Consider the following 23,479-nt stretch of genomic DNA (forward strand, 5'->3'; position numbering starts at 1 on the left):
GGGGCAGGACATCAGCACCGCGAACACGATGCGCGAGCGCGCGGGCGAGAGCCGGGTCAAGATCTGGCTGCTGCTCGCGGCGAACCGGCTCCAGGTGACCGGCGTGCTCGCGTTGGCCGTGTTCGTCGCGTTCGTCGTCGGGGTCACCCTCCTGCCCCAGCCCGTGGTGCCCCAGCTCCGGTCGGGCGACACCATCGAGACGATGTTCTCGACGATGACCGGCGCCATCATCACCGGCACGACGCTGGTCGTCACCATCGGTCAGTTGGTGATCTCCCAGGAGAACGGTCCGCTGGGCGACCAGCGCGACCGGATGGAGGGAGCGATGGACTTCCGGGAGTACAGCGAGGAGCTCATCGGGTCGCCGAGCCCGGCCGACCCGTCGGCGTTCCTCGGGGAGCTCGTCGGCGTGGCCCAGCGGCGGGCCGAGGACCTCCGCGACGGGCTGTCGGACAACGACGACCCCGAACTCCGCGACGAGATCGGGGAGTTCACCGACAGCCTGATCGGCAACGCCGAGACGGTCCGCGACCAGCTCGACGGCGCGAAGTTCGGCACCTTCGACGTGGTGTTCGCCGCGCTCGACTTCAACTACGGCTGGAAGATATTCCAGGTCGAGCGCATCGCCAGCGAGTACGAGGACAGCCTCGGCGACGAGGAGGTCGGCATGCTGGAGGACCTGAAGAGCGCGCTCAGCATGTTCGGCCCGGCCCGCGAGCACGTCAAGACGCTGTACTTCGAGTGGGAACTGGTCAGCCTCTCGCAGATGATCCTCTACGCCGCGATTCCCGCGCTCGTCGTCGCCGGCGTCATGCTCACGGTCGGCGAACCGGGCGCGTTCCCCGGCACCACGCTCGCTGTGCCGAACGTGACCTGGGTGGTCGGCGCGGCGTTCACGGTGACGCTGGTGCCGTTCCTGCTGTTCACCTCCTACGTTCTGCGCATCGTGACGGTCGCCAAGCGGACGCTCGCCATCGGACCGCTCATCCTCCGGGACTCCCAGCGGTAGGCCCGGAGGCGGGCCGTCAGGGGCGACCCCGCGCCGGCGGGGCGCTCACGGGACCCGGTCGTCGGGGTCGCCGTCGCCCGACGCCGGCGGCGCGGCGCTCAGCGCGTCGACGCGGAGCGACTCGGGGCCGTGACGGACCACGACGCCCGCGAGGTTGACGGCGAAGACGCCGAAGCCGAGGGTCGCGGCGACGCCGCCGACGAGGCGGGCGAACCCGGAACCCCAGACCTCGCCGGCGACCAAGAGTCCGATTCCCCCGAGCGCGAGCCGGAAGTCGACCGCGGCCAGCCGGTCGTCGTAGAGGTCGTCGATCATCGGCACCGGTTCGAGACCCACGCGGTCGCTGTACTGCCTGACCCAGACGATGAACGGGACGACGTGGTAGAGCGTCCCCAGCAGGACGAACCCCACCACCCCGGCCGCGAGCAGGTGGCCCGCGGCGGGGTGGCCGAAGGTGGCCGCGGGGTCGGTCGGGTCGGCGACCCACGCCGGGGCCGCCGCGAGAGCCCACGCCGGGAGCGCCAGCGCGACCACCCAGTACCGCGAGAGCATCGGGGTCCGCTCGACCCGGGTCTCGGCGAGCTTCCGGGCGAGGACCGCGGCGAACGCGAGCAGGCCGACAAGCACCCCGGCCGCGCCCAGGCGGGCCAGCCACTCGCCGCCGACCAGCCGGCCGGCGGCGAGCGCGAGCACGCCCGCGGGGTAGGCCAACTCCTCGACGCGCTGAAGCGTCGCGTCGCGGTCGCCGAGCTCGGTCTGGGTGAACATCGTCGCCAGCTGGTAGAGCGCCCCGAGCACCGTCGTGAGGACGATACCGAACACCGCGAGCGTGGCGTGGGCCGCGACGACCCGCGGCCGGGCGAGCCCCGCCGGGGCCAGCGTCGGCCGGACGAAGTCGAGCGCGAGCAGCAAGCCGAGCGCGGTGACCGGCACGACGAACCCGAGCGCGAGCGCGAAGTGGCGCTCGGTCGGGTCGAGCGCGATGCCGGCGAGACGGGGAGCCCCGTCGGTCTCGTCCGTATCGTCCGGGAGCGCCGCGCTCCAGAGCGTCCGGCCGACGTTGTAGACGAACGCCCAGAACCCCGCGAGCATCGCGGCGCCGGCGACCGGCAGCCAGTCGAGCCGACCCGCGAGGAGCAGGCCCGCGAACCCCGCGACCCCGCCGGCCACCAGCGCCAGCTGGGCCGCCGCGAGCCGCCGGGAGTGGAGGTCGACGCCCGACCAGACCGGGACGAACTGGGTCATCGCGCCCAGGATGGTGAGACAGACCCACCCGACCAGCAGGAGGTGGAGGTGGGCGAGTCGGGCCATGCCGGGCGCGCGGCCGAGCGCGTCCAGGACGCCGAGCGCGGCGCCCGCCAGCAGGAAGCCGAACCCCGCGAGGAAGTGCGCGAGCGGGACGACCATCGGCGGGCCGCGGTCGGCGTCGACGCCGGCGGGAACGCTCATCGCGGTGCGATCTCCACCCGCCACTCGTCGGGGGCGACCCGCTCGGCCTCGTGGTCGAAGCCGCGCCGGTCGAGCACCCCGTAGAGCGGTTCGGGCTCGAAGCCGTTGTAGAGCACCAGCGTCTCGTCGGTCCCCAGGTCGTCGAGCGCCGACATGATGGCCCCGAACGGCTCGCCGTCGATCTCGCGGGCGTCGAGTTCGCGGGCGGTTCGGTCAGTGTCGTCGGTCGCGGTGTCGTTGTGAGTGTCGTCGGTCGCGGTGTCGTTGTGAGTGTCGTCGGTCGCGGCGTCGTCGTGAGTGTAGTCGCGCGCGGTCATGATTAAATCTGCGACCGTGCGCCGCCTATCGGTTGTCCCGACCATGTTCGACGGTCGCCTCGACCGATGGCCCGCCGCGTGCGAAGACGGTATCCGCCCGTACTCGTCGCTACGGGAGCACTGACGCACTGCGAGAAGTCCTTCGTATCTATCCCTTGTCGCCAGAAGCACTTAAAGCGCCGACCGGACGAGGCACCCCGTCGAGATAGTCCCGGGTTACGTCGGGTTAGCCACTTTACTACAAAGGCGGTCCGGGTGGTCGAACCGGCACGATGTCGAGGCGAGAGCACACCAGACGCGCGCTCCTTCGGAGCGGCCTCGCGGCGGGGGTCGGCGCCGTCGCGGTCGGCCGTGCGGGGGCACGCGAACCGGAGCACGTCCCTACGTTCGAGAGCGAGGGCGGCGGCCTCGCCGGCTACAAGTTCACGGCGAGCGGTCGAATCGAGCAGACCGACCGCGGCGACACGGTCGACCGCGACTGGGCGCGGGGGTACGTCGGGCCGGTGCGGGGCGTCGACACGTTCCGGTACTCGGGGGAGCTGACCGGGCTCACCGTCGCCGGCCCCGTCGCGGCGTACCGGGACGGCGAGCTGCTGGACCGCGACGCGGTCGACCAGACGTCCGGGTCGATCCAGCTGCAGTTCGCCGACACCCCGCCGACCGGCAACGTCGTCCGAATCGAGGGCGGCGGCGGCCGGCCGAGCGTCTACGAGTTCCGCGCGAGCGGAGCGGTCGAGCAGCGCGACGCCGGCGACTTCGCTCGGGACGGCCGCGCGGTCGGCCACGTCGGAGCCGAGCGGGGGACCGACGTCTTCGAGTACGCGGGGGACATCACGGAGTTCCGCTTCGTCGGTCCGGGCCGGGTCGTCCACAACGGTACCGTCCACGAAACCGTCTACGACTGACGGCGACCGTGTGGTCCGACCCGAGCCGAGGCCGCTAGAACGGGAGGCCGGCGTCGTCCGGGTCGGAGTTCGTCGCCGGTCGGTCGTCGGCTGCCAGCTCCTCGACGGTGGCGCCGTCGTCGAGCCGGCCCTCCAGGTCCCGCAGCTTCTCGTTGATGGCGGCGCTCTGGTGGTGCATCGGCGCGACGGCGACCCGCACCCGCTCGTAGTCGTGGCGGTCGGCCAGGCCGTTCCACGCCCGGAGCGCCCCGATGGTGAGGCTCTCGCTCTGCGGGCAGAACTTCGTCGTCGGGGTGAACTCCGCGAGCAGCGCGCCGGGGTCGTCGGGCGCCCGGGCGTACCGGAATCCGGCGTCGGGGTGGCGCGCGTCGAGGTTGAGCCGCGCGAGGTTGTAGCCGAAGGTGGCGTCGTAGACGCCCCGTTCCTCGAAGACGTCGCGAGTGAGCCGGTGGAACGCGCAGTGGTCGTCGCCGGTCAGCACGTCCGCGCCGGCGAGGAACGGACCGGGCTCGGGCAGGTGGTCGGGTCGGAACGCGTCGTACGCGTCGAACGTCTCGTCGTCGCCGTCTTCGGTGGCGAAGGGGCGGGGAAATCCGGACATGCGAGTAGGTACCGGCGTGCGCCGGGAAGCCGTGACCCCGAACACGTTCGCGGCGCGTTTTCAGCTCGCGGGAATCATGGCTACCCCCATTTATGAAGCCCACGAAGCCGAGAACGTGATGGACCGAGATACCCTCGACCGACGGACGGTGCTGAAGACGATGGCCGCCGGCGCGGCCGCGGCGACGATCGCGGGCTGTTCGAGCGGCGGCGGCTCGGGAGACGACGGTTCGGGCGGGTCGGACACGACGGCCGACGGTGGCGACTCCGGCGGGAGCAGTGACTCCGTCAGCTTCGACGGCTGGTTCGACGGCGTCTCGAACTTCGACGGCGTGGTCGACGAGACCGGCAAATCCGAGGTCACGGTGAAGGTCGGCTCGAAGGGCAACAACGGCAACTACGCGTTCGGCCCCGCCGCGGTGAAGGTCTCGACCGGCACGAAGGTCGTCTGGGAGTGGACCGGGAAGGGGAGCCTCCACAACGTCGTCGCGGACAACGGCGACTTCGAGAGCGAACAGAAGATGAAGGAGGGCTTCACCTTCTCGCACACGTTCGACAGCGCGGGCACGTACAAGTACTACTGCACGCCCCACAAGACGATGGGGATGAAGGGCGCAATCGTCGTGGAGTGAGCCGATGTCCAAGCCAGCGAGTCGCTCGGGTGGCCCGCCCCGCCGGGTCGACACCGACGAGCGGCCCTTCGTGCTCATCTGGGAGCTGACGCGGGCCTGCGAGCTGACCTGCGAGCACTGCCGGGCCGACGCCCAGCCCGACCGCCACCCCGACGAGCTCACCACCGCCGAAGCGAAGACGCTGCTCGACCGGACCGCCGAGTTCGGCGAGAACCAGCTGGTGGTGTTCTCGGGCGGCGACCCCCTCAAGCGCGGCGACGCGGTCGAGCTGGTGGAGTACGGCACCGACGTCGGCCTCCACGTCACGATGACCCCCAGCGGGACCGCCTCGCTCACCCGGGAGGCGGTCGGCGACCTGGCGGACGCGGGCCTGCGCCGGATGGCGGTCAGCATCGACGGCGCGACCCCGGAGCGCCACGACGCCTTCCGGGGCGAGGAGGGGAGCTTCCGGGAGACGGTGTCGGCCGCGCAGGCCGCCGACGCCGGGCTGCCACTGCAGGTCAACACCACCGTCTGCCGCCAGACCATCGCGGACCTGCCCGACATCGCCGACCTGGTGGCCGACATCGGCGCGGTGCTGTGGAGCGTCTTCTTCCTCGTGCCGGTCGGCCGGGGCGCGGCGCTCGACCCGATTTCGCCCGACCGGGCCGAGCGCGTGATGGAGTGGCTGGTCGACCGACGCGGCGAGTGGCCCTTCGGCGTCAAGACGACCGAGGCGCCCCACTACCGCCGGGTCGCGGTCCAGCGGACCGAGGCCCCGCCCGACCGCCAGATGGGCATCACCGCGGGCGACGGCTTCGCCTTCGTGAGCCACGTCGGCGAGGTGTACCCATCGGGGTTCCTGCCCGAGTCGGCGGGCAACGTCCGGGACCGGAGCGTCGTCGACATCTACCGGAACGCGGAGCTCTTCGAGAAGCTGCGAGACGGGGACGCGCTCCGCGGGAAGTGCGGGGCCTGCCCCTACCGGAACGTCTGCGGCGGCAGCCGGTCGCGGGCCTACGCCACGACCGGCGACCCGCTCGAAGCCGACCCGCTCTGCTCGTTCGTCCCCGAGGGCTACGACGGTCCGCTCCCGTGGGACGACGCCGGGCGAGGCGGCGACGCGGGACCGAACGACGCCGACCCGAACCGGGTCGCCGAATCGCCGTGAGCCCCGTGTCCCGACCATGAACGCCGCGAACGCCGAAGCGGTCGACGCGGGCGATGGCGGCGGCCCAGGTGACGACGAGGCGACCCGGCCACTGCAGCGAGGCGCCGCCGACCCCGATTCCGACTCCGAAGCGGCGGCGGCCGACCGCCTCCGCGACCGTGCCGAGCGCGTCCGCCGCCGAGAACTCGACACCGCCGTGAACCGGCTGGCGGCCGACGGCGAGGTGACGGCCGCCGAGCGCCAGGCTCTCGCCGCCCTCGCGGCAAACATCACCGACGCGCTGGTCGAGCAGTGGGCGTCCCGGCTGACCGGCGACGAGGTGGACGCCGAAGCGGTGCTCGCGCTGCTGTCGGAGTGAGGGGGTTGGCGCCTCGCCGGCGAGCCGAACGCGTTCGGGAGGAGGGGTAACGATGCGGGCTTCGAAGGTCGAACCATGAGCGTCGGCATCGTCGGCGGCGGCATCACGGGACTGTCGACACACCACTACCTCCGCGAGGCGGGCGTCGAGAGCGTCGTCTTCGAGGCCGGCGACGAGCCCGGCGGCGTGATCCGGAGCCGGACGGTCGAGGGCCGGGTGCTGGACTTCGGCCCGCAGCGCACTCGCCTGACGCCGTCCATCCGGAAGCTGGTCGAGGCGGTCGGGCTCGGCTCGGAGCTCCGGGAGGCGGCGGACCCGCCGCTGTACGTCTACCACCACGGGAAGCTCCGGCGGGTGCCACAGACCCCGCGCGAGGCGGTGACGACCGACCTGCTCTCGTGGCGGGGGAAGCTCCGGGCGCTGGCCGAACCCCTGACCGGGCCGGCCCGCCACGGGGAGACCGTCGAGGCGTTCCTGACCCGGAAGTTCGGGTCGGAGGTGGCGCGCTACTACTTCGGCCCGCTGTACGGCGGCATCTACGGCTCGCATCCCGACGAGATGCCGGTCGAACGCTCGCTGGCGAAGGCGCTCGACGGGGCGGGCATCGAAGGGAGCGTGCTGACGTCGGTCGCCCGGAAGGTGCTGGCCGGCCGGGAGGCCCCGCCCATCGTCTCGTTCGACGATGGGCTCCAGCGGCTCCCCGAGGCGCTGGCCGCGGCCCACGCGGAGACGGTCCGGCTCGGAACGCCGATCCGGGAGATCCGGCGCGACGAAACAGGCGGTGACCGTCCGGGAGAGGATTCGCAATTCGTCCTCGAAACGCCGGACGGGGAGACCGCCGTCGACGACCTCGTCGTGACCACGCCGGCGGACGTGACCGCCGACCTGCTCGCCGGCCTCGCGCCCGAGTCGGCCGACGCGCTCCGGGAGCTCAACTACAACCCGCAGGCGGTCGTCCACCTCCACTCGGACGCCGACCTGACCGGCGCGGGCTACCAGGTCCAGTACGACGAGGACTTCTACACGCTCGGCGCGACGTGGAACGCCAGCATGCTCGACCGCGACGGCGTCTACACCTGCTACCTCGGCGGGTCGCGGAACCCCGGCCTGGTCGAGCGGAGCGACGACCGACTGGCATCGGTGGCAGCGGCGGAGTTCGAGGAGATTACGGGAGCGTCCGCACGTCCGTTGTCCGTCCACCGGCTCCGGCGGGGGATGCCGGCCTACGACCGCAGTTGGGCGGCGCTCGACCGGGTGTCGACGCCCGAGGGGATTCGGCTCGCCACGAACTACACCGCGCGGGCCGGGATTCCGGGCAGAGTTCGGGAGGCGAAGCGGATGGCCGAGGAGCTGGCCGAACGCGGAGACGAGCGCGCCGCGGCGTCGAGAGCGGCGGTTTGAGTCGCAATCCGAACCCGGTCCCGGACGCGGGGCGATCAGCAGTCGTACGACCGCGAGCCGTTCTCGACGGTGACTTCCCGGGTCGCGTCGGCGAGTACCGACTCGTCGGTGCGAACCCGGACGTCGACCCTCGCGGCGTCGCCGACCGAGAGCGTCTCGTCGTCCTCGAGCACTCGAAACACGTCGTGGGTCGTTCGTCCCGTGTGCTCGACGGATTTCACGACGGTCTCCCCGGTGGGCGCGAGACGGACGACGACCCGCAGACGCCGGTCGTCGACGGCGTCCTCGTACCCCTCGACCGGGACCGCGACCGTGACGTCGCCGAGCACGCTGATGCGGTCGCCGGGCGTCCCGCTCGCGAGACAGGTCTGCACGGTGCCGTTGCCGACGTCCGGAATGGTCCCGTCGTCGTTGAGCCGAACGGTGAGGTCGACCGCCTCGACCGTGACGTTCTCCCCGGTCATCTCGTCCGTGACGCCGCCGAACAGCGCCAGGGTCCCGGCGCTGAACGCCGTCAGGAGGAGGAAGGCGACGACGGTGGCGGGGCGCGGCGGCCAGTCGAGAAGCCAGGGCAGCACGTTCATCGCGGTGTAGTTGGGAGTCTCGACCGTCCGTAATAAATGTGAGAGGCCGAGCCGTCGGCCGGACCTACCCCTCGACGTACTCCTTGACGATCTTCTCCTCGACGCGGTGGAGCGTCTCGCTCGCGGTCGACTTCGCCACGCCGGCCTCCTCGGCGAGTTCGGTCAGCGAGCACTCCCGCGGGGTGTCGTAGTACCCCTCATCGACCGCGGCGTTGAGCAGTTCGCGCTGGCGGTCGGTCAGCAGGCTCTCGGAGTTGACCAGCTCCCGGACGTACTCGACGTCGAACGACATGCCGAACGCCTCCAGCTGGGCGGTGAACGCCGAGAGCCGGTCGCGCGAGGCGGTGAGTTCGACCTCCGCGACGCCGTCGACGATGGTGAACGGGAGTTCGAGCGGCAGTCCCGACTCCTGAACCGAGAACAGCAGCAGCGGCGCGGTGGTCTCGAACTCGACCAGCGCGCTCTCCTCGGAGGCCTGCTGGAGGTCGAGCCGCACGATGTCCTCGCGGTCGTCCATCGCGCCGACGACCGCCGGCAGGTCCGACGACGTGACTTCCAGCAGGCCGACGCCGGTCTCCTCGGCCGGGAACGCCGCCAGCACCCGGAACTCGGCGTCGGGGTGTGCGGTCGACACCTCGGATATCCAGATTCCCTCGGGGAGCGTGATGTGGAGCTTCGCGGTGGGCATCTCTAGGTGAATCGTCTGGTCGCACCAACCCATAAGTCTTCCCGAACATGTTCGGTGAGTGCTCGCACGACGCTCGGACGACGGGCGAACCTGTTCGGGACAACCTCCGTGGCGGCTGCCCTCCTCGTTCCGACCATGCAGACCGACTACGCGGAGCGCGCGGTCGAGCGCACCGACGCCCCGGGCGACCGGACGACCGAGGTGCTGGACGTGCGGGAGCTCGGCCCGCCGAAGCCGCTGACCGAGACCCTCGAGACGCTGCCGGACCTCGCCGACGAGGCGGTCCTGGTGCAGGTCAACGACCGGGCGCCCCAGCACCTCTACCCGAAGCTCTCCGACAGGGGGTACGCGTTCGAGACCGTGACGGACGGGGACGTCACGCTGACGGCCATCTGGACGGAGGGGTGAGGTGAACGGGGAGTCGGCGGGTCGGCCCGGGGCGAGAGCCTGGCGCGGTCACGCAGCTCTCGGGACCGGTCACCGCATCTCGCGGAGGGCGACGTACGACTCCGTCTCGGCGGTGATCCACTCGGTGACGAGCGCCTCGTCCGACGCGCCGCGAGGATAGAGCGTGCACTCGTCGGGCCCGGCCTCGCGCTCGACCACGATTGCGATTAGTTCGCCGGCGCGGTCGGGCAGCGTCGGGGCGGTCGGCGGCGATTCGTCGTCGGTGTCGGTGGGCGCGGTGTTCGTCATGGTGAAGGGGTTCGACGCCGGTCGTCGGGGAGTCGTCCGGGGCGGTTCGCGGCGCGGTCGTCCGGGTCAGTTCCGGGCAGTCACTCCGGTGCCGTACGTGGGCGGTCGCGGGTGCGGTGCTCGCGGCGGCCGCCGGATCAGTCGTCCGCGTCGGCGATGTTCACCGTCAGCACGGGCGCCGACGAGAGGGTGACGACCTTCTGGGAGACGCTGCCGAGCAGGTTGCGGGTCGGGTCCGAACCGTGGGTCCCCATCACGACGAGGTCGACGTCGCGCTCGTCGGCGACCGCCAGGATCTCGTCGGCGGGGTTGCCCTCCCGGATCTCGGTGGTGACGTCGAGGCCGGCGTCGAACGCGCTCGCGGTCTCGTCGGTCGCGCGCTCGCCCTGCTCGCGGAGGCGGTCGGTCACGTTCGGGACGCGGTCGTCGTCGAGCGTCAGGAACGCCCGGTCGTCCACGACGTAGAGGACGTGGACGTCGGCGCCGCGGCGCTCGGCCACGTCGCGGGCGTGTTCGACCACAGTCTGCATCGCGTCGCTCCCGTCGGTCGGAAGCAGCACCGTATCGTACATTACGTCCGGTAGTCGGCGCCGGGGAGCTATATATGTACCCGTGGTTCCCATCCGCTGAAAACCGGCCCCGTCGTCGACCGATTCCGGGCGACGCGGCCGCGCGAGACGGTCCGGTCGAGGAGGCCCGGCCGCCAGGAGCCTCCGGCGCAGAATAAACTGCTCGCCCGTGTACGATGGTATAAATCATTACTAAATACGCCCGTTACCAATTAACGGACATGACAATCGTCGTTCCGTTCGACGGGTCCGAGCTCTCGGCGGTCGCGCTCGTCCGGGCGACCGACCTCGGGGAGGCGTTCGGCGAGGGCGTCCTCGCGGTCACCGTCGTGCCGGAGAACAACGCGGAGTACGCCCGCGAGCGCGACTGGCTGGGACCCGACGGGGAGTTCCACGCGCCGACGGTCGTGGGGCGGATCCGCGAGCGAGTCGCCGACCTCGCGCCGCAGGCGGACTTCCGGCACGAGACCGTCGGCCGGTACGCCCCCTCGGGCACCATCGCCGCCGAACTGCGTCGGCTCGCGCGGGCCGAGGACGCCTCGCTGGTCGTGGTCGGGAGCGACAACGCCGGCCACCTGGTCGCGTCGATCCGCAGCGTCGGCAGTTCGGTCGCCGCCGACGAGGCGTTCGACGTGCTCATCGTCCGCCGGGCCGTCCCGACCGACGCGGTCGGGGACGACGCCCGGAGCCGGTAGCGCGACCGACGCCGATTTTCAGCCCGTGGGAATCGGTGTCCCCTTATACCGGCTCGGGTGCCCAAGGTTCTCCTGTAGGAGGGACATCCGATGGCCACCAGATCATCCGACTTCGGCACCGAGGCGAACGTCTTCGAGAGCGACGTCGCCGGAATCACCGTCCGGGGGAAGGCCCACAGCCTCAGCGCGTGGTTCGTGGTCGCGCTCCGGCTCATGATGGGCTACGCGTTCCTCCACTCCGGGTGGAGCAAGCTCACGGCCGCCGAGCCGTTCGGGGCAGCGGGCTACCTCACCAACGTGACCGCCGCCAGCCCGCTGTCCGGGCTGTTCCACTGGATGGGGACGACCCCGTGGTTCGTGGAGTTCGTCAACGTCGCGGTCCCGTGGGGCGAGTTCCTCATCGGGCTGGGGCTGCTCGTGGGCGCGGTGACCCGCCTGGCGGCGTTCTTCGGCGCGCTCATGATGCTCCTGTTCTACTTCGGGAACTGGAGCGTCGAGCACGGCCTGGTCAACGGCGACTTCGCGTACATGCTGGTGTTCCTCGCGGTCGCGGCGTTCGGCGCGGGCCGCATCCTCGGCCTCGACGCCCTCATCGAGCGGTACCGGCTCGACGGCGAGGCGCTGGTCGAGCGCTACCCGCGGCTCCGGTACGTCCTCGGGTGAGCCGCTTTTTCGCCCGACGGACGGCTCTTCTGCTCGACCGAACGCGCCACGAACCGAGCCGGCTCGACCGCCGAACGAGTCGTATCGGGAACAGGTTTATTCGGACCGCGCCGGTCGGATAACGTATGACGGAACCGGTAGTGAGCCGCGAGGCCCCGGTCGAGTTGGCCGAGTGCACGTGGGAAGAGGTCGAGGCGGCGCTGGACGCCGGCACCGAGACGGCGGTCGTCGCCGTCGGCTCGGTCGAACAGCACGGTCCCCATCTCCCGCTCGTCATGGACGCGCTCGCAGGCGACGAGCTCGCGCGCCGCATCGCCGAGAAGCTCGGAGACGCGCTGGCCGCGCCGACGATTCGGCCGGGCTGTTCGGGCCACCACATGGAATTCCCGGGAACCATCACGGTGCCGCCCGAGACACTGATGGACCTGGTCCGGTCGTACTGCCGGTCGCTGGGCGACCACGGCTTCCAGCACCTCGTGCTCGTGCCGACCCACGGCGGGAACTTCGCGCCGGTCGACACCGTCGTCCCCGAGATCGCCCGCGAGATCGACGCGAACGTCGTCGCACTGACCGACCTGGAGGAGCTGATGGAACTGCAGAACGAGGGGTTGCGGGAGGCGGGCGTCGAGTACGAGGAGCCGGTGGTCCACGCCGGCGCGGTCGAGACCGCCGTAGTGCTCGCGGTCGCCGAGGGACTGGTCCGGACCGACCGCCTCGAGGTCGGCCAGGAGGGCGAGGTGTCGACCGCACGGCTGCTCAGCGAGGGATTCGCGGCTATCACGGAGAACGGCGTCCTCGGCGACCCGCGAGAGGCGACCGCGGAAGCCGGCGAGACCATCTTGGAGAAGATAACCGACGCGTACGTCGAACGCATCGAGGCGGCCCGCGACGTGGTCTGAGCCCCGGTCGGAGCGCGTCCGCGTCCTCACTCGGCGTACAGCGAGTAGAGGATGATGGCGAACCCGACCGCGGTCAGCGCGCTCTCGACGACGAGCGCGACCTCGCCGGCGGTGACGAGCAGCCGGTCGACGAGGCCAGCGAGCAGCGACCCGAGCGTGACGGTGCCGAAGCCCAGCGCCAGCGCCCGGAGCGCTCTGGCCCCGGTCCGGCGATAGGCCTTGAACGCGAAGTAGGTGATGAGCCCGCCCAGCACCAGCGTCACCGTCTTGAGCGCGACGACGGTCGAGGTGACGTGCACCATCGGTCAGGTCTCCTTGCGGACCTCGGCCCAGAGGCCCGCGAGCTGCTCGTCGGCCGACCGGGTCGGTCGGGATATCGACACCTCGAACTGCCGGCCCTCGTCCAGGAACACCGACACCTCCTCGAACGCCACCGTGTACTCGGAGGTGTGGTGCCCGTCGGTCCGGATGGCGGTCTTCTCCGAGAGAATCGAAGCGTCGGTGAGTCGCTCGAGCTTCCGGTACGTCGTCGAGGTCGGGATGTCACACTGGGTGGAAATCTCGCTTGCTGTCATGGGTTCGTCGAGTTGGCGGACGATGCGCCGGCAGTCGGGGTCGTCCAGGGCGTCGAGGACGGGTTGGAGGTCGGGAGCGTCCTCCGCCGCGAACGGGTCGCGGACCATCTAATTTGACTCCTCCCGAGACGGACATAAGCGGTTCGACTTCCGCGCCGGGACCGCCGCGGGCCCGCGAAACTGACTGCAACGGTCTGCAACGAACCTCCCCACGGATATAGCTTCGCTGCGTTCTCCAAGACGAGGAGACGTTGGTGCCTATCGAACTCCCCATGACCGAGACGCCGACCGTACTGATCGTCGACGACAACCGCCCGCTGGCGGACGGCTTCGCCCGCGCCCTCCCCGACGAGTACGACGTCGTCACCGCTTACACCGGCGAGGAGGCCCGTGAGTCGTTCCACGAGGGGGTCGACGCGGTGCTGCTGGACCGACGCCTGCCGGACGCCTCGGGCGACGACATCCTCGACGAGATCCGGGCGAGCGACTGCGACTGTCGGGTCGCGGTCGTCTCGGCGGACGAACGACCCCCGGACTTCGAGTGCGACACCTACCTCACCAAGCCGCTCGCCGGGACGGACGTCATCCGCGAGACGGTGGCCGACCTGCTCGACCTGAACGCCTCGATCTGACCGCGGCGTCGGGCGGGGCGGCGACGGCACCGCGACCGCGGGACCCCTCAGGGGCTCCGCCTCGGCGAGTCGGCGCTTCCGTGAACCGCGACTTCCCCTCGGAGCGCCCGCCGGGAGCGACCGGAACGACGCGAAGCCTTTTGGTCCCGGTCGCAGTACGTCCCACCATGAGACTCGTTATCGTGGGTGCGGGCCGCGTCGGGCTCCGCACCGCCCGCATCCTCCAGGAGGAGGGCCACGAGGTGACCGTGGTCGACGACGACCCCGACAAGGCCGACCGCGCCCGGGAAGAGGAGTTCATGGTCGTGGAGGGCGACGGCGCCAGCGAGGAGGTGCTCGAACAGACCGACCCCGAGACCGCCGACGCCGTCGGCGGGCTGACCGGCGACCTCAACGTCAACTTCGCGGCGTGCATGATCGGCAAGCACTTCGGCTGTCGGACCGTGCTGCGCATCGACGAGGACTACCGCGAGGACATCTACCACAAGTTCGCCGACGACGTCGACGAGGTGGTCTACCCGGAGCGGCTCGGCGCGGCGGGCGCGAAGACCGCGCTGCTCGGCGGCGACTTCAACGTCATCGCCGACCTGACCGAGCAGCTCCAGCTGACCACCGTGGTCGTGCCCGACGACTCGCCGGTCGTGGGCCAGCAGGTCAGCTCGGTCGAACTCCCCGAGGACGCCCGCATCTACGCCCACGGCCGGGCGCGCGAGCACATGACCATCCCGCTCCCGAACGCGACCATCGAGGGCGACGACCAGGTCGCGGTCATCGCCGACCAGTCGGCGCTGGCGGAGGTGCGCCGGCGGCTCCAGGGCGAGGCGGCCGAGCCCGCCGACTGAGGGCGGTCGGCCGGCCCGGCCGAGCGACCGACACGGCGTGGACTGTCGGGGACTGACTGACTGACTGACAGCAGAACGTACCGAGCCGGGTCGGCGGGCTACGCGAAGAAATCGACCGAGGAGGGCAGCGGGTAGCGCGGGGTCAGTGGTGGGCACCCCGAGACGAGAACTTTCGTGGGAGGATTGGTGACACTGTGGCGAGAAGCCAACTCGCCGCCAGAGCCTCCGGCGTCGTCGGGATGCCGACCGGGAGACTGCTGCACGCTTCGCGCCCGAGCCGTCGGGCGCACTCGTTGGTTGGGCCGATTCGGACTTTGTTATGTGGCGTCTGTCCCGGCCGTACGGGAGGGCTGCGCGCCGGCAGCCGCCGTCAAACGGCGCCTACGCCGGGCGTAAGCGGTGGTTACCGGACAGTATCGACGAGTAGCGAGAATTACGGGACGGATCGGACGCGGCGGAGCACACCGAAAGGGGGAGTGGGAGAGGGTGTGGTGGTGTGCCGGGCGCGCGATGGGGAGGATGGGGGAGAGAGGCCGTCGATGCGCGCCCAGTCGGGGGTCTGAACGGCATTTACTTAAAGGTGCGTCAGACGGACGGCGTCGGCCACGGGGCGCGACCGCGACGCCCGCTTGCGACTCGAGGCCGGGAAGCCGGTCGCTGGCCAGCCCCGTCGCACTTGCCGACTCGCCTACCTTCAAGGGCGGGCGGGCCGATTCGTCTGGTATGAACGGAACCGGCGTGCCGCTCGTGACGCCATTCGACGAGGACGGGACGCTCGACGCCGACCGCCTCCGCGACCTGGTCGCGTGGGTCGAGGACCGCGGCGTGGACTTCGTGGTGCCCTGCGGGTCGAACAGCGAGGCCGAACTGATGGGCGTCGAGGAGCGCGCCCGCGTCGTCGACGTCGTCGCCGACGAGACCGACCTCCCGGTGCTCGCGGGGACGGGTCACCCCGGGCTGTCCGAGACGCTCCGCCAGACCGAACTCGCCGCGGAGGCGGGCGCAGACGCCGCGCTGGTGGTGACGCCGTTCTACTACGGCCACGGCGAGGAGGCCATAGAGGAGTACTACCTGGAGGTGGCCGACGAGAGCCAAATCCCGATCTACCTCTACAGCGTGCCGGCCTACACCGACGTCAAGCTCTCGCCCGACCTGGTCGGCCGGCTCGCCGCCCACGACAACGTCGCGGGGATGAAGGACTCGAGCGGCGACATCAGTACCTTCCAGCGCGAGCGCCGCCGGACCGCCGACGAGGAGTTCGACCTGTTCGTGGGCAGCGGCGGCGTCTACGCCCACGCGCTGGCCGCGGGCGCCGACGGCGGCGTCCTGGCGCTGGCGAACGTCGCCCCCGAGCGCGCCAGCGAGATCTACAAGCTCCACCAGGGCGGCGACGACGCCGCGGCCCGCCAGCTCAACGCCGAGCTGGTCGAGCTCAACCACGCGGTGACCGCCGAGCACGGCGTGCCGGGGCTGAAGGCCGCGATGGCCGAGCGCGACGCCCCCGCGGGATACCCCCGCAGCCCGCACCGGGAGGTCTCCGAGGACGTGCGCGCGAAGGTCGCTGACCTGGTCGAGGACGCGACGCCGTAGGCCGATAGCCGACTTCTTGGGGATGTTTGCAGGAAGGATAGCGATATCTTGGTAACCCAGACCACCGGAGTTCGACCGGCGACACGACCACCGGTCCGGGTGGACTGAAAGGGGCCGCCCGGTCGCGTCCATTTTAGTCGCCTCTGGGGGCCACTATCCGAGGCGAGCGAAGCGAGCCGAGGATATCCCCAGAGCGACCGTCTCGTGAGCGAAGCAAACGAGACCTCGGAAGTCGCATGCCCGCGCAGCCGAAGGCGAGCAGGAACGTCTTCCGGTGGCGACCGGGCGGGGGCTTTCGAGACCGCGAACGTCCCGTTCTGTCGACCGCAGAGAAGAACGCGCGACGGCTTTCAGAATCGAACAATTCCGAGTTTTCGGGCGCCTTCCCTCCGCCACCCACTCAATCGCTCTTCGACAGCGTCTGGAGCACCCCGTGGACGAACGGCCGGGGGTCGTCGAGCCGGAGGAAGTCGAACCGGGGCTGGCGGGCCATCGACTCGCCGATCTCCCAGGCGGTCTCCCGGAGCGTCGGGCGCTCGACGAACGGCGACTCGTCGCGGAGCACGCTGGCGACGTAGCCGAGTTCGCCGTACAGCAGGTGGCTCCCGACCCCGAGGTCGAAGTCGGGGTCGACCTGGTCGGCCCGGCCCCGCGACTGGAGCCAGTAGTAGTGGGGGAAGTCCGCGCCCGCCCGGACCGTCGAGGGCAGCGACTGCCACATCCGGGGGTTGATCTCGGTCAGGTAGTACTCGCCGGTCTCGGCGTGCTCCATGTACTCGATGCAGGCCAGCCCGTGCCAGTCGAGTTCTGCGAGCAGGTCGCGGGCCACTCGTTCGAGTTCCGGGTCGTACGTCGACTCGCGGTAGACCCCGCCGCCGCCGGTGTAGGAGTTGCCCCGGATCTGGCGGTGCTGGAAGGTGGCGACCGGTTCGCCCTCGTCGTACAGCCCCGCGAACATGTACTCGTCGCTCGACGGGACGTACTCCTGGACGATGGGCGCGTGGCGCATCTCGTCTAACACCTCCTCGCGGTCCGGGACCTCGCCGGGCCGGACGTGGGTGACGCTGTTGACCTCCTCGGCCTCGGTCGGCCCGTGGGTGTCGACGTACGCGTCGGCCAGCAGATTGTACCGGGACTTGACGACGTGCTCGCCGTCCCAGTCGTCGACCGCGTCGAACCGGCGGGTGTCGGGGACCGGCACCCCTGCCGCCTCGGCCGCTTCGGCGAGTTTCACCCGGTCGTGGACCCGCTCCAGCGCGTCGATAGGGGGGACCTCCACGGCGACGTGCTCCGTGAACTCCTCGCGGTACTTCGAGAGCACGTAGACGTCGTACTCCCGAATCGGTATCACGGTCTTCACGTCCTCGCGGGCGGCGAGGTCGAGCAGCGCGTCCTTGTACGCCACCAGGTTCTCGTCCGGCGCCGGCAGCGCGGCGGTCTCGTCGCAGAACCGCGAGGCGAACACCGGGACGTGGTCGCGCTCGGAGGCCGCGACGGTGCGGACTCCGCGCCGGCCCAGCGACCGCAGGCAGGGGTAGCTGTAGGGCGCGACGCCTGTGGGTACGAGGACCGACGGGGAATCGTCGTCAGCCGGAGACATGTCCGGACGTTGGCCACTGACGGTGTTTAGTATTGACCGGCAAACGTCGGCGGAGGTGCGCGTAGGACGTTCCTTCGGGTCGTAAGGGCAGTTTACGGCCGCGTCCTCGCGGCGGCCGGGGACTGTTCGGACGAGCAAAACCGTTATGTCCTACGGGGTAGAACGGTGGTTGTATCCATGAGGGAACAACGCTCGCGCAGGGACCTGCTGAAGGTGACAGGCGGGCTCGGAGTGGCGGGACTCGCGGGGTGTGTCGGCGGGCAGTCGACCGACGGCCAGGGAACCACGACCGACGACGGGGAGACGACGACCGGGGGCGACGGAACCACGACCACCGAGGGAGCCGACGACACGCCGACTCCCTCGTCGGACTCGATGACCGTCTTCCACGCCGGCAGCCTCGCGCCGCCGTTCAGTGCGGCCGAGCCGAAGGTCGAGGAGAAGTACGGCGTGACGGTCAATCGCGAGGCCAAGGGGTCGGTGGGCTCCACCAAGAAGATCACCGCCCAGGGCCGGAGCGCCGACGTGCTGGGCGTCTCGGACTTCCGGCTCATCAGAGACATGGTCGTACCCGACTACGGCAGCTGGTACGCCGTCTTCGCGACCAACGCGATGTCGCTGCAGTACCGCGATGACTCGCCCGGCGCCGACGAGATCGGCCCGGACAACTGGTGGGAGGTGCTCTCCCGCGACGACGTGACGGTCGGCCACAGCGACCCCGCCATCGACCCCGGCGGCTACCGCGCCGTGATGGCGATGCAGCTCGGCAAGGAGCAGTTCGAGGGCGAGCGGCTCTACGACGAGCAGACGTTCGAGAAGATCCGGGACAACATGACCGTGCCGACCGGGACCGAGACCAAACTGGAGGGCCAGCTCAAGTCCGGCAAGCTCGACTACGCGCTCTACTACCGGTCGATCGCCTCCCAGTCGGGGCTGCCGTACGTCGACCTCCAGCCCCACGTCGACCTCTCGAAGCTGAACGAGACGTACGCCCAGCACTACGCGAAGGCCGAGGTGGAGGCGGGCGGCAACACCTACGTCGGCGCGCCCATCGCCTACGGCATCACGGTGCCGAGCGTGGCCGAGGCCCCGGTCCGGGGCGCCCAGTGGGTCCAGTACATGATCACCGAGCCGGGTCGGAAGATCCTGAAGAGCAAGGGGCTCATCCCGAAGACGCCCGCGGTCGTCACGGAGGACGGCGACGTGCCCGACCGGGTGGCCGAGCACGCGGAGGCAAAGACTTCAGTGGGTCCCCTCCAACTCTGAGCCCGTGAGCACTGACACCGAGTCGGGACGCGAGACCGCACGGGGCGAGACCGGCCGGCGGGGCGACGCCGCCGGCCGACAGGCGGACGGCTCGACCGCCTCGGCCCGGACCCCGGCCGACGAGCGCCGCCTCGCGTCACGGGTCGGCACCGGCACCGCCGTCCTCGCGGTCCTCGTCGTCCAACTGGTCGCGTTCGCGGTCGCGTTCCGCGCCGGCTATCCGGGTGCGTACGCCGGCTTCGCGGTCTTCTCGGCGGGCGCCGTCGCGGCCTACCGCCGGCGGGGCGCCTTCGGCGTCCTCGCGGCGACGCTCGGCACCACACTGCTCGTGGCGCTCGGCCTGCCGCTGCTGATGCTGGTCGCCCGGCAGGACCCCGCGCTCGTCGCCGAGATGGCCGCCGATCCCGGAGTCCAGCAGGCGCTGTACCTCTCGGTGTACGCGCCCCTGCTGGCCGCCGGCGCAAGCGTCGCGCTCGGCGTCCCGCTGGCGCTCGTCCTCGCCCGCGGCTTCCCGGGGCAGCAGCTTGTCGAGAGCCTCGTCGACCTCCCGCTGGTGGTCCCCCACAGCGTCGCCGGCCTCGCCATCCTCTTCGGCTTCGGGGAGGGCGGCGCGTTCGGGGGCGTGGAGTTCACGATTCCGATCATCGACTTCACGTTCGAGTTCGCGGTCCTCCAGACCATGCTCGGGATGGTGCTGGCGATGACGTTCGTCTCGGCGCCGTTCGCCGTCAACGCGGCCCGGGAGGCGTTCGAGTCGGTGCCGACCCGGGTCGAGTGGGCCGCCCGCACACTGGGCGCGAACCGGTTCGAGACGTTCCGGCGGGTGACCGCGCCGCTGGCCTGGCGGGGCGTGCTGACCGGCGGCGTGCTGGCGTGGGCCCGGGCGGTCTCGGAGTTCGGCGCGGTCGCCATCGTGGCCTACAGCGTCGAGTTCTTCTACCCTCCGAAAGGGGAGATCACGGCCCAGCACGCCCCCGTCTTCATCTACAACACGTACCTGTCGTCGGGGCTGGACCGGTCGGGCGCGGTCGCCGTCCTGCTGCTGGCGCTGTCGGCGCTCATCTTCCTGCTGGTCCGGACCGTCGCGTACGACGAGGGGGGCTGGCCGTGACTCTGGACGTTTCCGTCAGCGCCGCCTTCACCGCCGCGGGCGCCGACCGGTTCGAGGTGACCGCGGACCTCTCGGTCGACGACGGCGAGACCCTGGTCGTGCTCGGCCCCAGCGGGTCGGGCAAGAGCCTGCTGCTGGAGACCGTCGCGGGCTTCCACGACCACGAGGGCCGGATCGCGCTCGACGGCCGGGACCTGACCGACGCGCCGCCCGAGGACCGAGGACTCGGCTTCGTCTTCCAGGACTACGCGCTGTTCCCCCACATGACGGTCCGGCGGAACGTCGCCTTCGGCCGGAAGTACCACGACGCGCGCGACCCCGACGACCTGCTGGCGGAGTTCGGCGTGGCCGACCTCGCCGACCGCTACCCGCCGACCCTCTCTGGCGGGGAGTCCCAGCGGGTCGCGCTCGCCCGCGCGCTCGCGGTCCGGCCCGACGCCTTCCTGCTCGACGAACCCCTCTCGGCGCTCGACGTGCCGACCCGCCAGACGCTGCGGGAGGTGCTGGCCGACGTGCTGGCCGACCAGACCGCGGTGTACGTCACCCACAACCGGACGACCGCCCGGGCCGTCGCCGACCGGGTGGCGGTCATCCGCGGCGGCGAGATCGTGCAGACCGGCACGCCCGAGGCCGTCTTCGAGCGCCCCGACTCGCCGTTCGTCGCCCGGTTCACGGGCGCGAACTGCCTCGAACTCGACGACGGCGCGCTCGCGGTGCCCGGCGGTCGCCTCGAACTCGACGGGACTCGCGAGGCAGACCCCCGAGACGAGCCCGGTGGGACCGGGGACGAAACGGCCACGGCCGACGATGGCGGGACCCCGGGCGGGCCGGCCACCCACCTCGCCGTCCGGCCCGAGCACGTGGCGCTCGACCCCGCGGATCCGGACTTCGCGGCGCCGGTGACCCGGGTCGTCCGCGAGGACGGCCGGAGCCGGGTCGCGCTCGACGTGGCGGGCCAGCGACTCGACGCCTACGCCGACGCGCCGCCCGCGAACGCGGCGCCGACCGCCGACCCCTCGGCCGCGGAGGACTCCCGGATCGCCGAGGGCTCGCAGGTCGGGGTCGCGCTCCCCCGAAACCGACTGACCGTGCTCTCGGAGTGATCCGACTGTCGAGCCGTCCCCGCCGACGCTCCGTGCGAGATAACTGAAAGGTCAGTAGCATTGATCATTCTGTCGTCCCGTCGGCGAGAAAATTACTTAGGGACAGGTTCGAAACCACCTCCCATGGCACGCGAACAGCGGAACGGGGTGGTACGGTGAGCATCGTCGGCGGGACGCTCGGGAAGGTGGCGGCCGTCCTGGCGGTCGGACTGGTCGTCTCGGCGGTCGGGGTCGGCGCGGCCCTCTCGACGGGGGTCGTGAGCCTCGAGTCGCCGACGGTCGAATCGGTCGACAACGAGTGGGGCGAGGTCACGGCCGAGCGGACGGGTATCGAGACCCGCCTCGTCGTGAACAACCCCAACGGCGTCGGCGTCCCGGGCGTGGCGAAGGTGAAGTACGACGTGGCGATGAACGACGTGACGGTCGCCAAGGGCTCGAGCGGCCTCTCGCTGTCGCCCGGCCGGAACGAACTGGCGCTCCGGACCCACATCGACAACGGGAAGATACCGGCGTGGTGGGCCAGCCACATCAACAACGGCGAGGAGACGACGCTCTCGGTCCGGCCGTCGGTGTCGGCGGCGTTCCTCTCGCGGGACCTGCCCGCCTACGACCGGACGTTCGAGACAGACATGCTCTCGTCGTTCGACAGCGACGCCGCCCAGTCGGTCGAGGTGGGCGGCCGGACGCTGCTGACGGTCGCGGGCACCGACGCCTCCTGGGGGACGGCGACCGAGAACCGGACCCCGCTCCGGTTCGCCGCCACCGTCCGGAACCCCAACGGCGCGCCGGTCACGTTCTCGAAGCTCGGCTACGAGGTGTCGATGAACGACGTGACCGTCGCCGAGGGAACAGCCGAAGGCGGCGTCGAGATCCCGGCGAACGCGACCGACACCATCGACGTGAACGCGACGCTCGACAACCGGAAGCTCGACGAGTGGTGGGTCAGCCACCTCCGGAACGACGAGACGACGACGCTCGACGTGTCGGTGTACGCGGTCGACGAGACCGGCGAGGAGACCCGGCGCGTTCCGCTGTCGTTCATGAGCAAGCAGGTCGTCTTCGAGACCGACGTGCTCGGCGGCGGAAAGCCGAGCACGCGCGCGGTCGACGCCGGCGAGGGCTTCGACTTCGCGCCCCCGACCGTCGCGTCGGTCGAGCGCGACTGGTCGGCGACCGACGCGGGCACCCGGTTCTCGAACACCGTGGTCGTGGACAACCCCAACGGCGCGAACTCGACGCTGTCGGACGTCGCGCTCGACGCCGAGTACCGGGTGGCGCTCAACGACGTGACGCTGGTCGAGGACGGCACCGAGGCGACGCTCGCGCCCGGCCGGACCGAACTGGAGTTCGGCGGGAACGTCGGCGACCGGACCATCAAGCGGTGGTGGGTGAGCCACGTCGAGAACGGCGAGCGCACCGCGCTGACCACCGAGAGCCGGGCGGTCGCCGACCTGGGCTTCGCCCGACTGCCGGTCGGGCTCCCCGCGGAGAACCGGACGTTCGAGACCGACATGCTCGGCGGGTTCGCGTCGGGCGACGAGGCGGTCACGGTCCGGGGCCGGACGGTCGCCAGGCTCCACGACGTGAACGCCACCTGGGGAGACGCCACGCTGGCCCGGTCGCCGATGGTCATCGCCGGTAAGGTCACCAACGAGCGGTCCCGGCCGCTGACCGTCGTGAAGTTCGGCTACGAGATCACGGCCAACGACGTGGTGCTGGCGGACAACGAGAGCCGGGTCGGCACGACGATCCCCGGCGGGACGACCCAGGACATCGAGACCACGGGCTACCTGGACAACGACCGGATTCCCGAGTGGTGGGTCAGCCACCTCGAGCGCGGTGAACAGTCCGAACTCGACGTCTCCTACTACGCCGTCGTCGAGTACCGCGGCCAGCAGAAGCGGATCGCGCTCGACTCGATGAGCTACACCGACACCATCGAGACGAACGCCTTCGGCGGCCAGTAGGCGACTCTTCTCTCCGCCTCTCGTTATCTGGTGACACACCACCGGTACCGCTTTCAGCCGGCCGGCACACGGCCGCGACATGACCGACGCCCGCGACGACGATTCGTAGCCCGCGGCGGTCGGGCGACCACATTGGAGCGTGGCGTCTGGCGGCGGAATCCCCCCAGACAAAACTGTT

At 70.9% G+C, this 23,479-nt stretch carries 27 protein-coding genes; 17 read left to right on the plus strand and 10 right to left on the minus strand.

Annotated features, from left to right (window positions below):
• The first annotated feature begins 28 nt into the window (after window positions 1-28).
• A complete protein-coding gene (locus tag DVR07_RS13980; protein WP_115798345.1) occupies window positions 29-1,009 on the plus strand; it encodes a hypothetical protein in 981 nt (326 codons plus the stop codon).
• Window positions 1,010-1,054: 45 nt separating this feature from the next.
• On the opposite strand, the gene DVR07_RS13985 is transcribed toward DVR07_RS13980, so the two are convergent.
• Together DVR07_RS13985 and DVR07_RS22705 are read right to left on the minus strand one after the other, a co-directional pair.
• Window positions 1,055-2,458 carry a hypothetical protein gene (locus tag DVR07_RS13985; RefSeq protein ID WP_115797886.1) on the minus strand — a complete coding sequence of 468 codons (1,404 nt, stop codon included), beginning with the start codon at window positions 2,456-2,458 and terminating at the stop codon, window positions 1,055-1,057.
• Window positions 2,455-2,775, minus strand: coding sequence for a DUF2249 domain-containing protein (locus DVR07_RS22705; RefSeq protein WP_115797887.1), 321 nt, complete (start codon window positions 2,773-2,775; stop codon window positions 2,455-2,457). The genes DVR07_RS13985 and DVR07_RS22705 overlap by 4 nt, the downstream gene beginning before the upstream one ends.
• A gap of 272 nt (window positions 2,776-3,047) precedes the next feature.
• On the opposite strand from DVR07_RS22705, the gene DVR07_RS13995 reads away from it, so the two are divergent.
• A complete protein-coding gene (locus DVR07_RS13995) occupies window positions 3,048-3,680 on the plus strand; it encodes a hypothetical protein (protein WP_115797888.1) in 633 nt (210 codons plus the stop codon).
• A 34-nt stretch (window positions 3,681-3,714) separates the two neighbouring features.
• On the opposite strand, the gene DVR07_RS14000 is transcribed toward DVR07_RS13995, so the two are convergent.
• Window positions 3,715-4,281, minus strand: a complete 567-nt coding sequence (locus DVR07_RS14000; protein ID WP_240147543.1) for a hypothetical protein — start codon at window positions 4,279-4,281, stop codon at window positions 3,715-3,717.
• A 118-nt stretch (window positions 4,282-4,399) separates the two neighbouring features.
• Here DVR07_RS14000 and DVR07_RS14005 point away from each other — a divergent pair, with 118 nt between their 5' ends.
• The 4 genes from DVR07_RS14005 to hemG all read left to right on the plus strand — a co-directional run bounded on the left by DVR07_RS14005 (window position 4,400) and on the right by hemG (window position 7,821).
• Window positions 4,400-4,912 (plus strand): halocyanin domain-containing protein, encoded by a 513-nt coding sequence (locus tag DVR07_RS14005; protein ID WP_115797889.1) that lies wholly within the window; start codon window positions 4,400-4,402, stop codon window positions 4,910-4,912.
• Window positions 4,913-4,916: 4 nt separating this feature from the next.
• On the plus strand, window positions 4,917-6,062 hold the full coding sequence (locus tag DVR07_RS14010) for a radical SAM protein (RefSeq protein WP_115797890.1): 1,146 nt from the start codon (window positions 4,917-4,919) through the stop codon (window positions 6,060-6,062).
• 16 nt (window positions 6,063-6,078) lie between these two features.
• The gene (locus DVR07_RS14015; protein WP_115797891.1) at window positions 6,079-6,420 is read left to right on the plus strand and encodes a hypothetical protein; all 342 of its coding nucleotides are present in this window, start codon (window positions 6,079-6,081) and stop codon (window positions 6,418-6,420) included.
• Between the two features lie 75 nt (window positions 6,421-6,495).
• Window positions 6,496-7,821 carry a protoporphyrinogen oxidase gene (hemG, locus tag DVR07_RS14020; RefSeq protein WP_115797892.1) on the plus strand — a complete coding sequence of 442 codons (1,326 nt, stop codon included), beginning with the start codon at window positions 6,496-6,498 and terminating at the stop codon, window positions 7,819-7,821.
• A 35-nt stretch (window positions 7,822-7,856) separates the two neighbouring features.
• On the opposite strand, the gene DVR07_RS21710 is transcribed toward hemG, so the two are convergent.
• Both DVR07_RS21710 and DVR07_RS14030 read right to left on the minus strand, forming a co-directional pair.
• Window positions 7,857-8,405 carry a hypothetical protein gene (locus DVR07_RS21710; protein WP_162829573.1) on the minus strand — a complete coding sequence of 183 codons (549 nt, stop codon included), beginning with the start codon at window positions 8,403-8,405 and terminating at the stop codon, window positions 7,857-7,859.
• Window positions 8,406-8,469: 64 nt separating this feature from the next.
• Window positions 8,470-9,093: a helix-turn-helix domain-containing protein gene (locus DVR07_RS14030; RefSeq protein ID WP_115797893.1), complete on the minus strand. Its 624-nt coding sequence runs from the start codon at window positions 9,091-9,093 to the stop codon at window positions 8,470-8,472.
• Between the two features lie 135 nt (window positions 9,094-9,228).
• Here DVR07_RS14030 and DVR07_RS14035 point away from each other — a divergent pair, with 135 nt between their 5' ends.
• Window positions 9,229-9,501, plus strand: coding sequence for a DUF2249 domain-containing protein (locus DVR07_RS14035; RefSeq protein ID WP_115797894.1), 273 nt, complete (start codon window positions 9,229-9,231; stop codon window positions 9,499-9,501).
• A gap of 69 nt (window positions 9,502-9,570) precedes the next feature.
• On the opposite strand, the gene DVR07_RS14040 is transcribed toward DVR07_RS14035, so the two are convergent.
• On the minus strand, window positions 9,571-9,789 hold the full coding sequence (locus DVR07_RS14040; protein ID WP_115797895.1) for a DUF7511 domain-containing protein: 219 nt from the start codon (window positions 9,787-9,789) through the stop codon (window positions 9,571-9,573).
• Window positions 9,790-9,926: 137 nt separating this feature from the next.
• Window positions 9,927-10,361: a universal stress protein gene (locus DVR07_RS14045; protein WP_115797896.1), complete on the minus strand. Its 435-nt coding sequence runs from the start codon at window positions 10,359-10,361 to the stop codon at window positions 9,927-9,929.
• 218 nt (window positions 10,362-10,579) lie between these two features.
• Between DVR07_RS14045 and DVR07_RS14050 the strand changes: the two genes are divergently transcribed.
• From DVR07_RS14050 to DVR07_RS14060, 3 genes are all read left to right on the plus strand, one after another.
• Window positions 10,580-11,053 carry a universal stress protein gene (locus tag DVR07_RS14050; RefSeq protein ID WP_115797897.1) on the plus strand — a complete coding sequence of 158 codons (474 nt, stop codon included), beginning with the start codon at window positions 10,580-10,582 and terminating at the stop codon, window positions 11,051-11,053.
• 90 nt (window positions 11,054-11,143) lie between these two features.
• The gene (locus DVR07_RS14055; RefSeq protein ID WP_115797898.1) at window positions 11,144-11,716 is read left to right on the plus strand and encodes a DoxX family protein; all 573 of its coding nucleotides are present in this window, start codon (window positions 11,144-11,146) and stop codon (window positions 11,714-11,716) included.
• Between the two features lie 125 nt (window positions 11,717-11,841).
• A complete protein-coding gene (locus DVR07_RS14060) occupies window positions 11,842-12,615 on the plus strand; it encodes a creatininase family protein (RefSeq protein ID WP_115797899.1) in 774 nt (257 codons plus the stop codon).
• 26 nt (window positions 12,616-12,641) lie between these two features.
• Here the strand turns inward: DVR07_RS14060 and DVR07_RS14065 are convergent, their stop codons facing one another.
• Window positions 12,642-12,917 (minus strand): DUF7521 family protein, encoded by a 276-nt coding sequence (locus tag DVR07_RS14065; protein ID WP_115797900.1) that lies wholly within the window; start codon window positions 12,915-12,917, stop codon window positions 12,642-12,644.
• A 3-nt stretch (window positions 12,918-12,920) separates the two neighbouring features.
• Complete coding sequence (locus DVR07_RS14070; RefSeq protein ID WP_115797901.1) at window positions 12,921-13,298, minus strand: winged helix-turn-helix domain-containing protein; 378 nt, start codon at window positions 13,296-13,298, stop codon at window positions 12,921-12,923.
• A 146-nt stretch (window positions 13,299-13,444) separates the two neighbouring features.
• On the opposite strand from DVR07_RS14070, the gene DVR07_RS14075 reads away from it, so the two are divergent.
• The 3 genes from DVR07_RS14075 to DVR07_RS14085 all read left to right on the plus strand — a co-directional run bounded on the left by DVR07_RS14075 (window position 13,445) and on the right by DVR07_RS14085 (window position 16,254).
• Window positions 13,445-13,822, plus strand: a complete 378-nt coding sequence (locus DVR07_RS14075; protein WP_162829574.1) for a response regulator — start codon at window positions 13,445-13,447, stop codon at window positions 13,820-13,822.
• A gap of 167 nt (window positions 13,823-13,989) precedes the next feature.
• Complete coding sequence (locus tag DVR07_RS14080) at window positions 13,990-14,664, plus strand: potassium channel family protein (protein ID WP_115797903.1); 675 nt, start codon at window positions 13,990-13,992, stop codon at window positions 14,662-14,664.
• A 723-nt stretch (window positions 14,665-15,387) separates the two neighbouring features.
• The gene (locus tag DVR07_RS14085) at window positions 15,388-16,254 is read left to right on the plus strand and encodes a dihydrodipicolinate synthase family protein (protein ID WP_115797904.1); all 867 of its coding nucleotides are present in this window, start codon (window positions 15,388-15,390) and stop codon (window positions 16,252-16,254) included.
• A gap of 400 nt (window positions 16,255-16,654) precedes the next feature.
• Here the strand turns inward: DVR07_RS14085 and DVR07_RS14090 are convergent, their stop codons facing one another.
• Entirely contained in the window at window positions 16,655-17,854 is a 1,200-nt protein-coding gene (locus tag DVR07_RS14090; RefSeq protein WP_115797905.1) for a carboxylate--amine ligase, read from the minus strand.
• A 177-nt stretch (window positions 17,855-18,031) separates the two neighbouring features.
• Between DVR07_RS14090 and DVR07_RS14095 the strand changes: the two genes are divergently transcribed.
• The 4 genes from DVR07_RS14095 (at window position 18,032) to DVR07_RS14110 (ending at window position 23,301) form a co-directional block, all read left to right on the plus strand.
• The gene (locus DVR07_RS14095) at window positions 18,032-19,120 is read left to right on the plus strand and encodes an extracellular solute-binding protein (RefSeq protein WP_115797906.1); all 1,089 of its coding nucleotides are present in this window, start codon (window positions 18,032-18,034) and stop codon (window positions 19,118-19,120) included.
• A gap of 4 nt (window positions 19,121-19,124) precedes the next feature.
• Window positions 19,125-20,231: an ABC transporter permease gene (locus DVR07_RS14100; RefSeq protein ID WP_115797907.1), complete on the plus strand. Its 1,107-nt coding sequence runs from the start codon at window positions 19,125-19,127 to the stop codon at window positions 20,229-20,231.
• A complete protein-coding gene (locus DVR07_RS14105; RefSeq protein ID WP_115797908.1) occupies window positions 20,228-21,334 on the plus strand; it encodes an ABC transporter ATP-binding protein in 1,107 nt (368 codons plus the stop codon). The genes DVR07_RS14100 and DVR07_RS14105 overlap by 4 nt, the downstream gene beginning before the upstream one ends.
• Before the next feature lie 155 nt (window positions 21,335-21,489).
• Window positions 21,490-23,301, plus strand: coding sequence for an LEA type 2 family protein (locus DVR07_RS14110; RefSeq protein ID WP_115797909.1), 1,812 nt, complete (start codon window positions 21,490-21,492; stop codon window positions 23,299-23,301).
• The last annotated feature ends 178 nt before the right edge of the window (window positions 23,302-23,479 follow it).

The organism is Halorussus rarus, from assembly GCF_003369835.1.
GTDB lineage: Archaea > Halobacteriota > Halobacteria > Halobacteriales > Haladaptataceae > Halorussus > Halorussus rarus.

Excerpts from the sequence above, each read along its gene's own strand:
- DVR07_RS13980 (WP_115798345.1), top strand. The coding sequence starts at position 29 with ATGCGCGAGCGCGCGGGCGAGAGCCGGGTCAAGATCTGGCTGCTGCTC.
- DVR07_RS13985 (WP_115797886.1), bottom strand. The coding sequence starts at position 2,458 with ATGAGCGTTCCCGCCGGCGTCGACGCCGACCGCGGCCCGCCGATGGTC.
- DVR07_RS22705 (WP_115797887.1), bottom strand. The coding sequence starts at position 2,775 with ATGACCGCGCGCGACTACACTCACGACGACGCCGCGACCGACGACACT.
- DVR07_RS13995 (WP_115797888.1), top strand. The coding sequence starts at position 3,048 with ATGTCGAGGCGAGAGCACACCAGACGCGCGCTCCTTCGGAGCGGCCTC.
- DVR07_RS14000 (WP_240147543.1), bottom strand. The coding sequence starts at position 4,281 with ATGTCCGGATTTCCCCGCCCCTTCGCCACCGAAGACGGCGACGACGAG.
- DVR07_RS14005 (WP_115797889.1), top strand. The coding sequence starts at position 4,400 with ATGGACCGAGATACCCTCGACCGACGGACGGTGCTGAAGACGATGGCC.
- DVR07_RS14010 (WP_115797890.1), top strand. The coding sequence starts at position 4,917 with ATGTCCAAGCCAGCGAGTCGCTCGGGTGGCCCGCCCCGCCGGGTCGAC.
- DVR07_RS14015 (WP_115797891.1), top strand. The coding sequence starts at position 6,079 with ATGAACGCCGCGAACGCCGAAGCGGTCGACGCGGGCGATGGCGGCGGC.
- hemG (WP_115797892.1), top strand. The coding sequence starts at position 6,496 with ATGAGCGTCGGCATCGTCGGCGGCGGCATCACGGGACTGTCGACACAC.
- DVR07_RS21710 (WP_162829573.1), bottom strand. The coding sequence starts at position 8,405 with ATGAACGTGCTGCCCTGGCTTCTCGACTGGCCGCCGCGCCCCGCCACC.
- DVR07_RS14030 (WP_115797893.1), bottom strand. The coding sequence starts at position 9,093 with ATGCCCACCGCGAAGCTCCACATCACGCTCCCCGAGGGAATCTGGATA.
- DVR07_RS14035 (WP_115797894.1), top strand. The coding sequence starts at position 9,229 with ATGCAGACCGACTACGCGGAGCGCGCGGTCGAGCGCACCGACGCCCCG.
- DVR07_RS14040 (WP_115797895.1), bottom strand. The coding sequence starts at position 9,789 with ATGACGAACACCGCGCCCACCGACACCGACGACGAATCGCCGCCGACC.
- DVR07_RS14045 (WP_115797896.1), bottom strand. The coding sequence starts at position 10,361 with ATGTACGATACGGTGCTGCTTCCGACCGACGGGAGCGACGCGATGCAG.
- DVR07_RS14050 (WP_115797897.1), top strand. The coding sequence starts at position 10,580 with ATGACAATCGTCGTTCCGTTCGACGGGTCCGAGCTCTCGGCGGTCGCG.
- DVR07_RS14055 (WP_115797898.1), top strand. The coding sequence starts at position 11,144 with ATGGCCACCAGATCATCCGACTTCGGCACCGAGGCGAACGTCTTCGAG.
- DVR07_RS14060 (WP_115797899.1), top strand. The coding sequence starts at position 11,842 with ATGACGGAACCGGTAGTGAGCCGCGAGGCCCCGGTCGAGTTGGCCGAG.
- DVR07_RS14065 (WP_115797900.1), bottom strand. The coding sequence starts at position 12,917 with ATGGTGCACGTCACCTCGACCGTCGTCGCGCTCAAGACGGTGACGCTG.
- DVR07_RS14070 (WP_115797901.1), bottom strand. The coding sequence starts at position 13,298 with ATGGTCCGCGACCCGTTCGCGGCGGAGGACGCTCCCGACCTCCAACCC.
- DVR07_RS14080 (WP_115797903.1), top strand. The coding sequence starts at position 13,990 with ATGAGACTCGTTATCGTGGGTGCGGGCCGCGTCGGGCTCCGCACCGCC.
- DVR07_RS14085 (WP_115797904.1), top strand. The coding sequence starts at position 15,388 with ATGAACGGAACCGGCGTGCCGCTCGTGACGCCATTCGACGAGGACGGG.
- DVR07_RS14090 (WP_115797905.1), bottom strand. The coding sequence starts at position 17,854 with ATGTCTCCGGCTGACGACGATTCCCCGTCGGTCCTCGTACCCACAGGC.
- DVR07_RS14095 (WP_115797906.1), top strand. The coding sequence starts at position 18,032 with ATGAGGGAACAACGCTCGCGCAGGGACCTGCTGAAGGTGACAGGCGGG.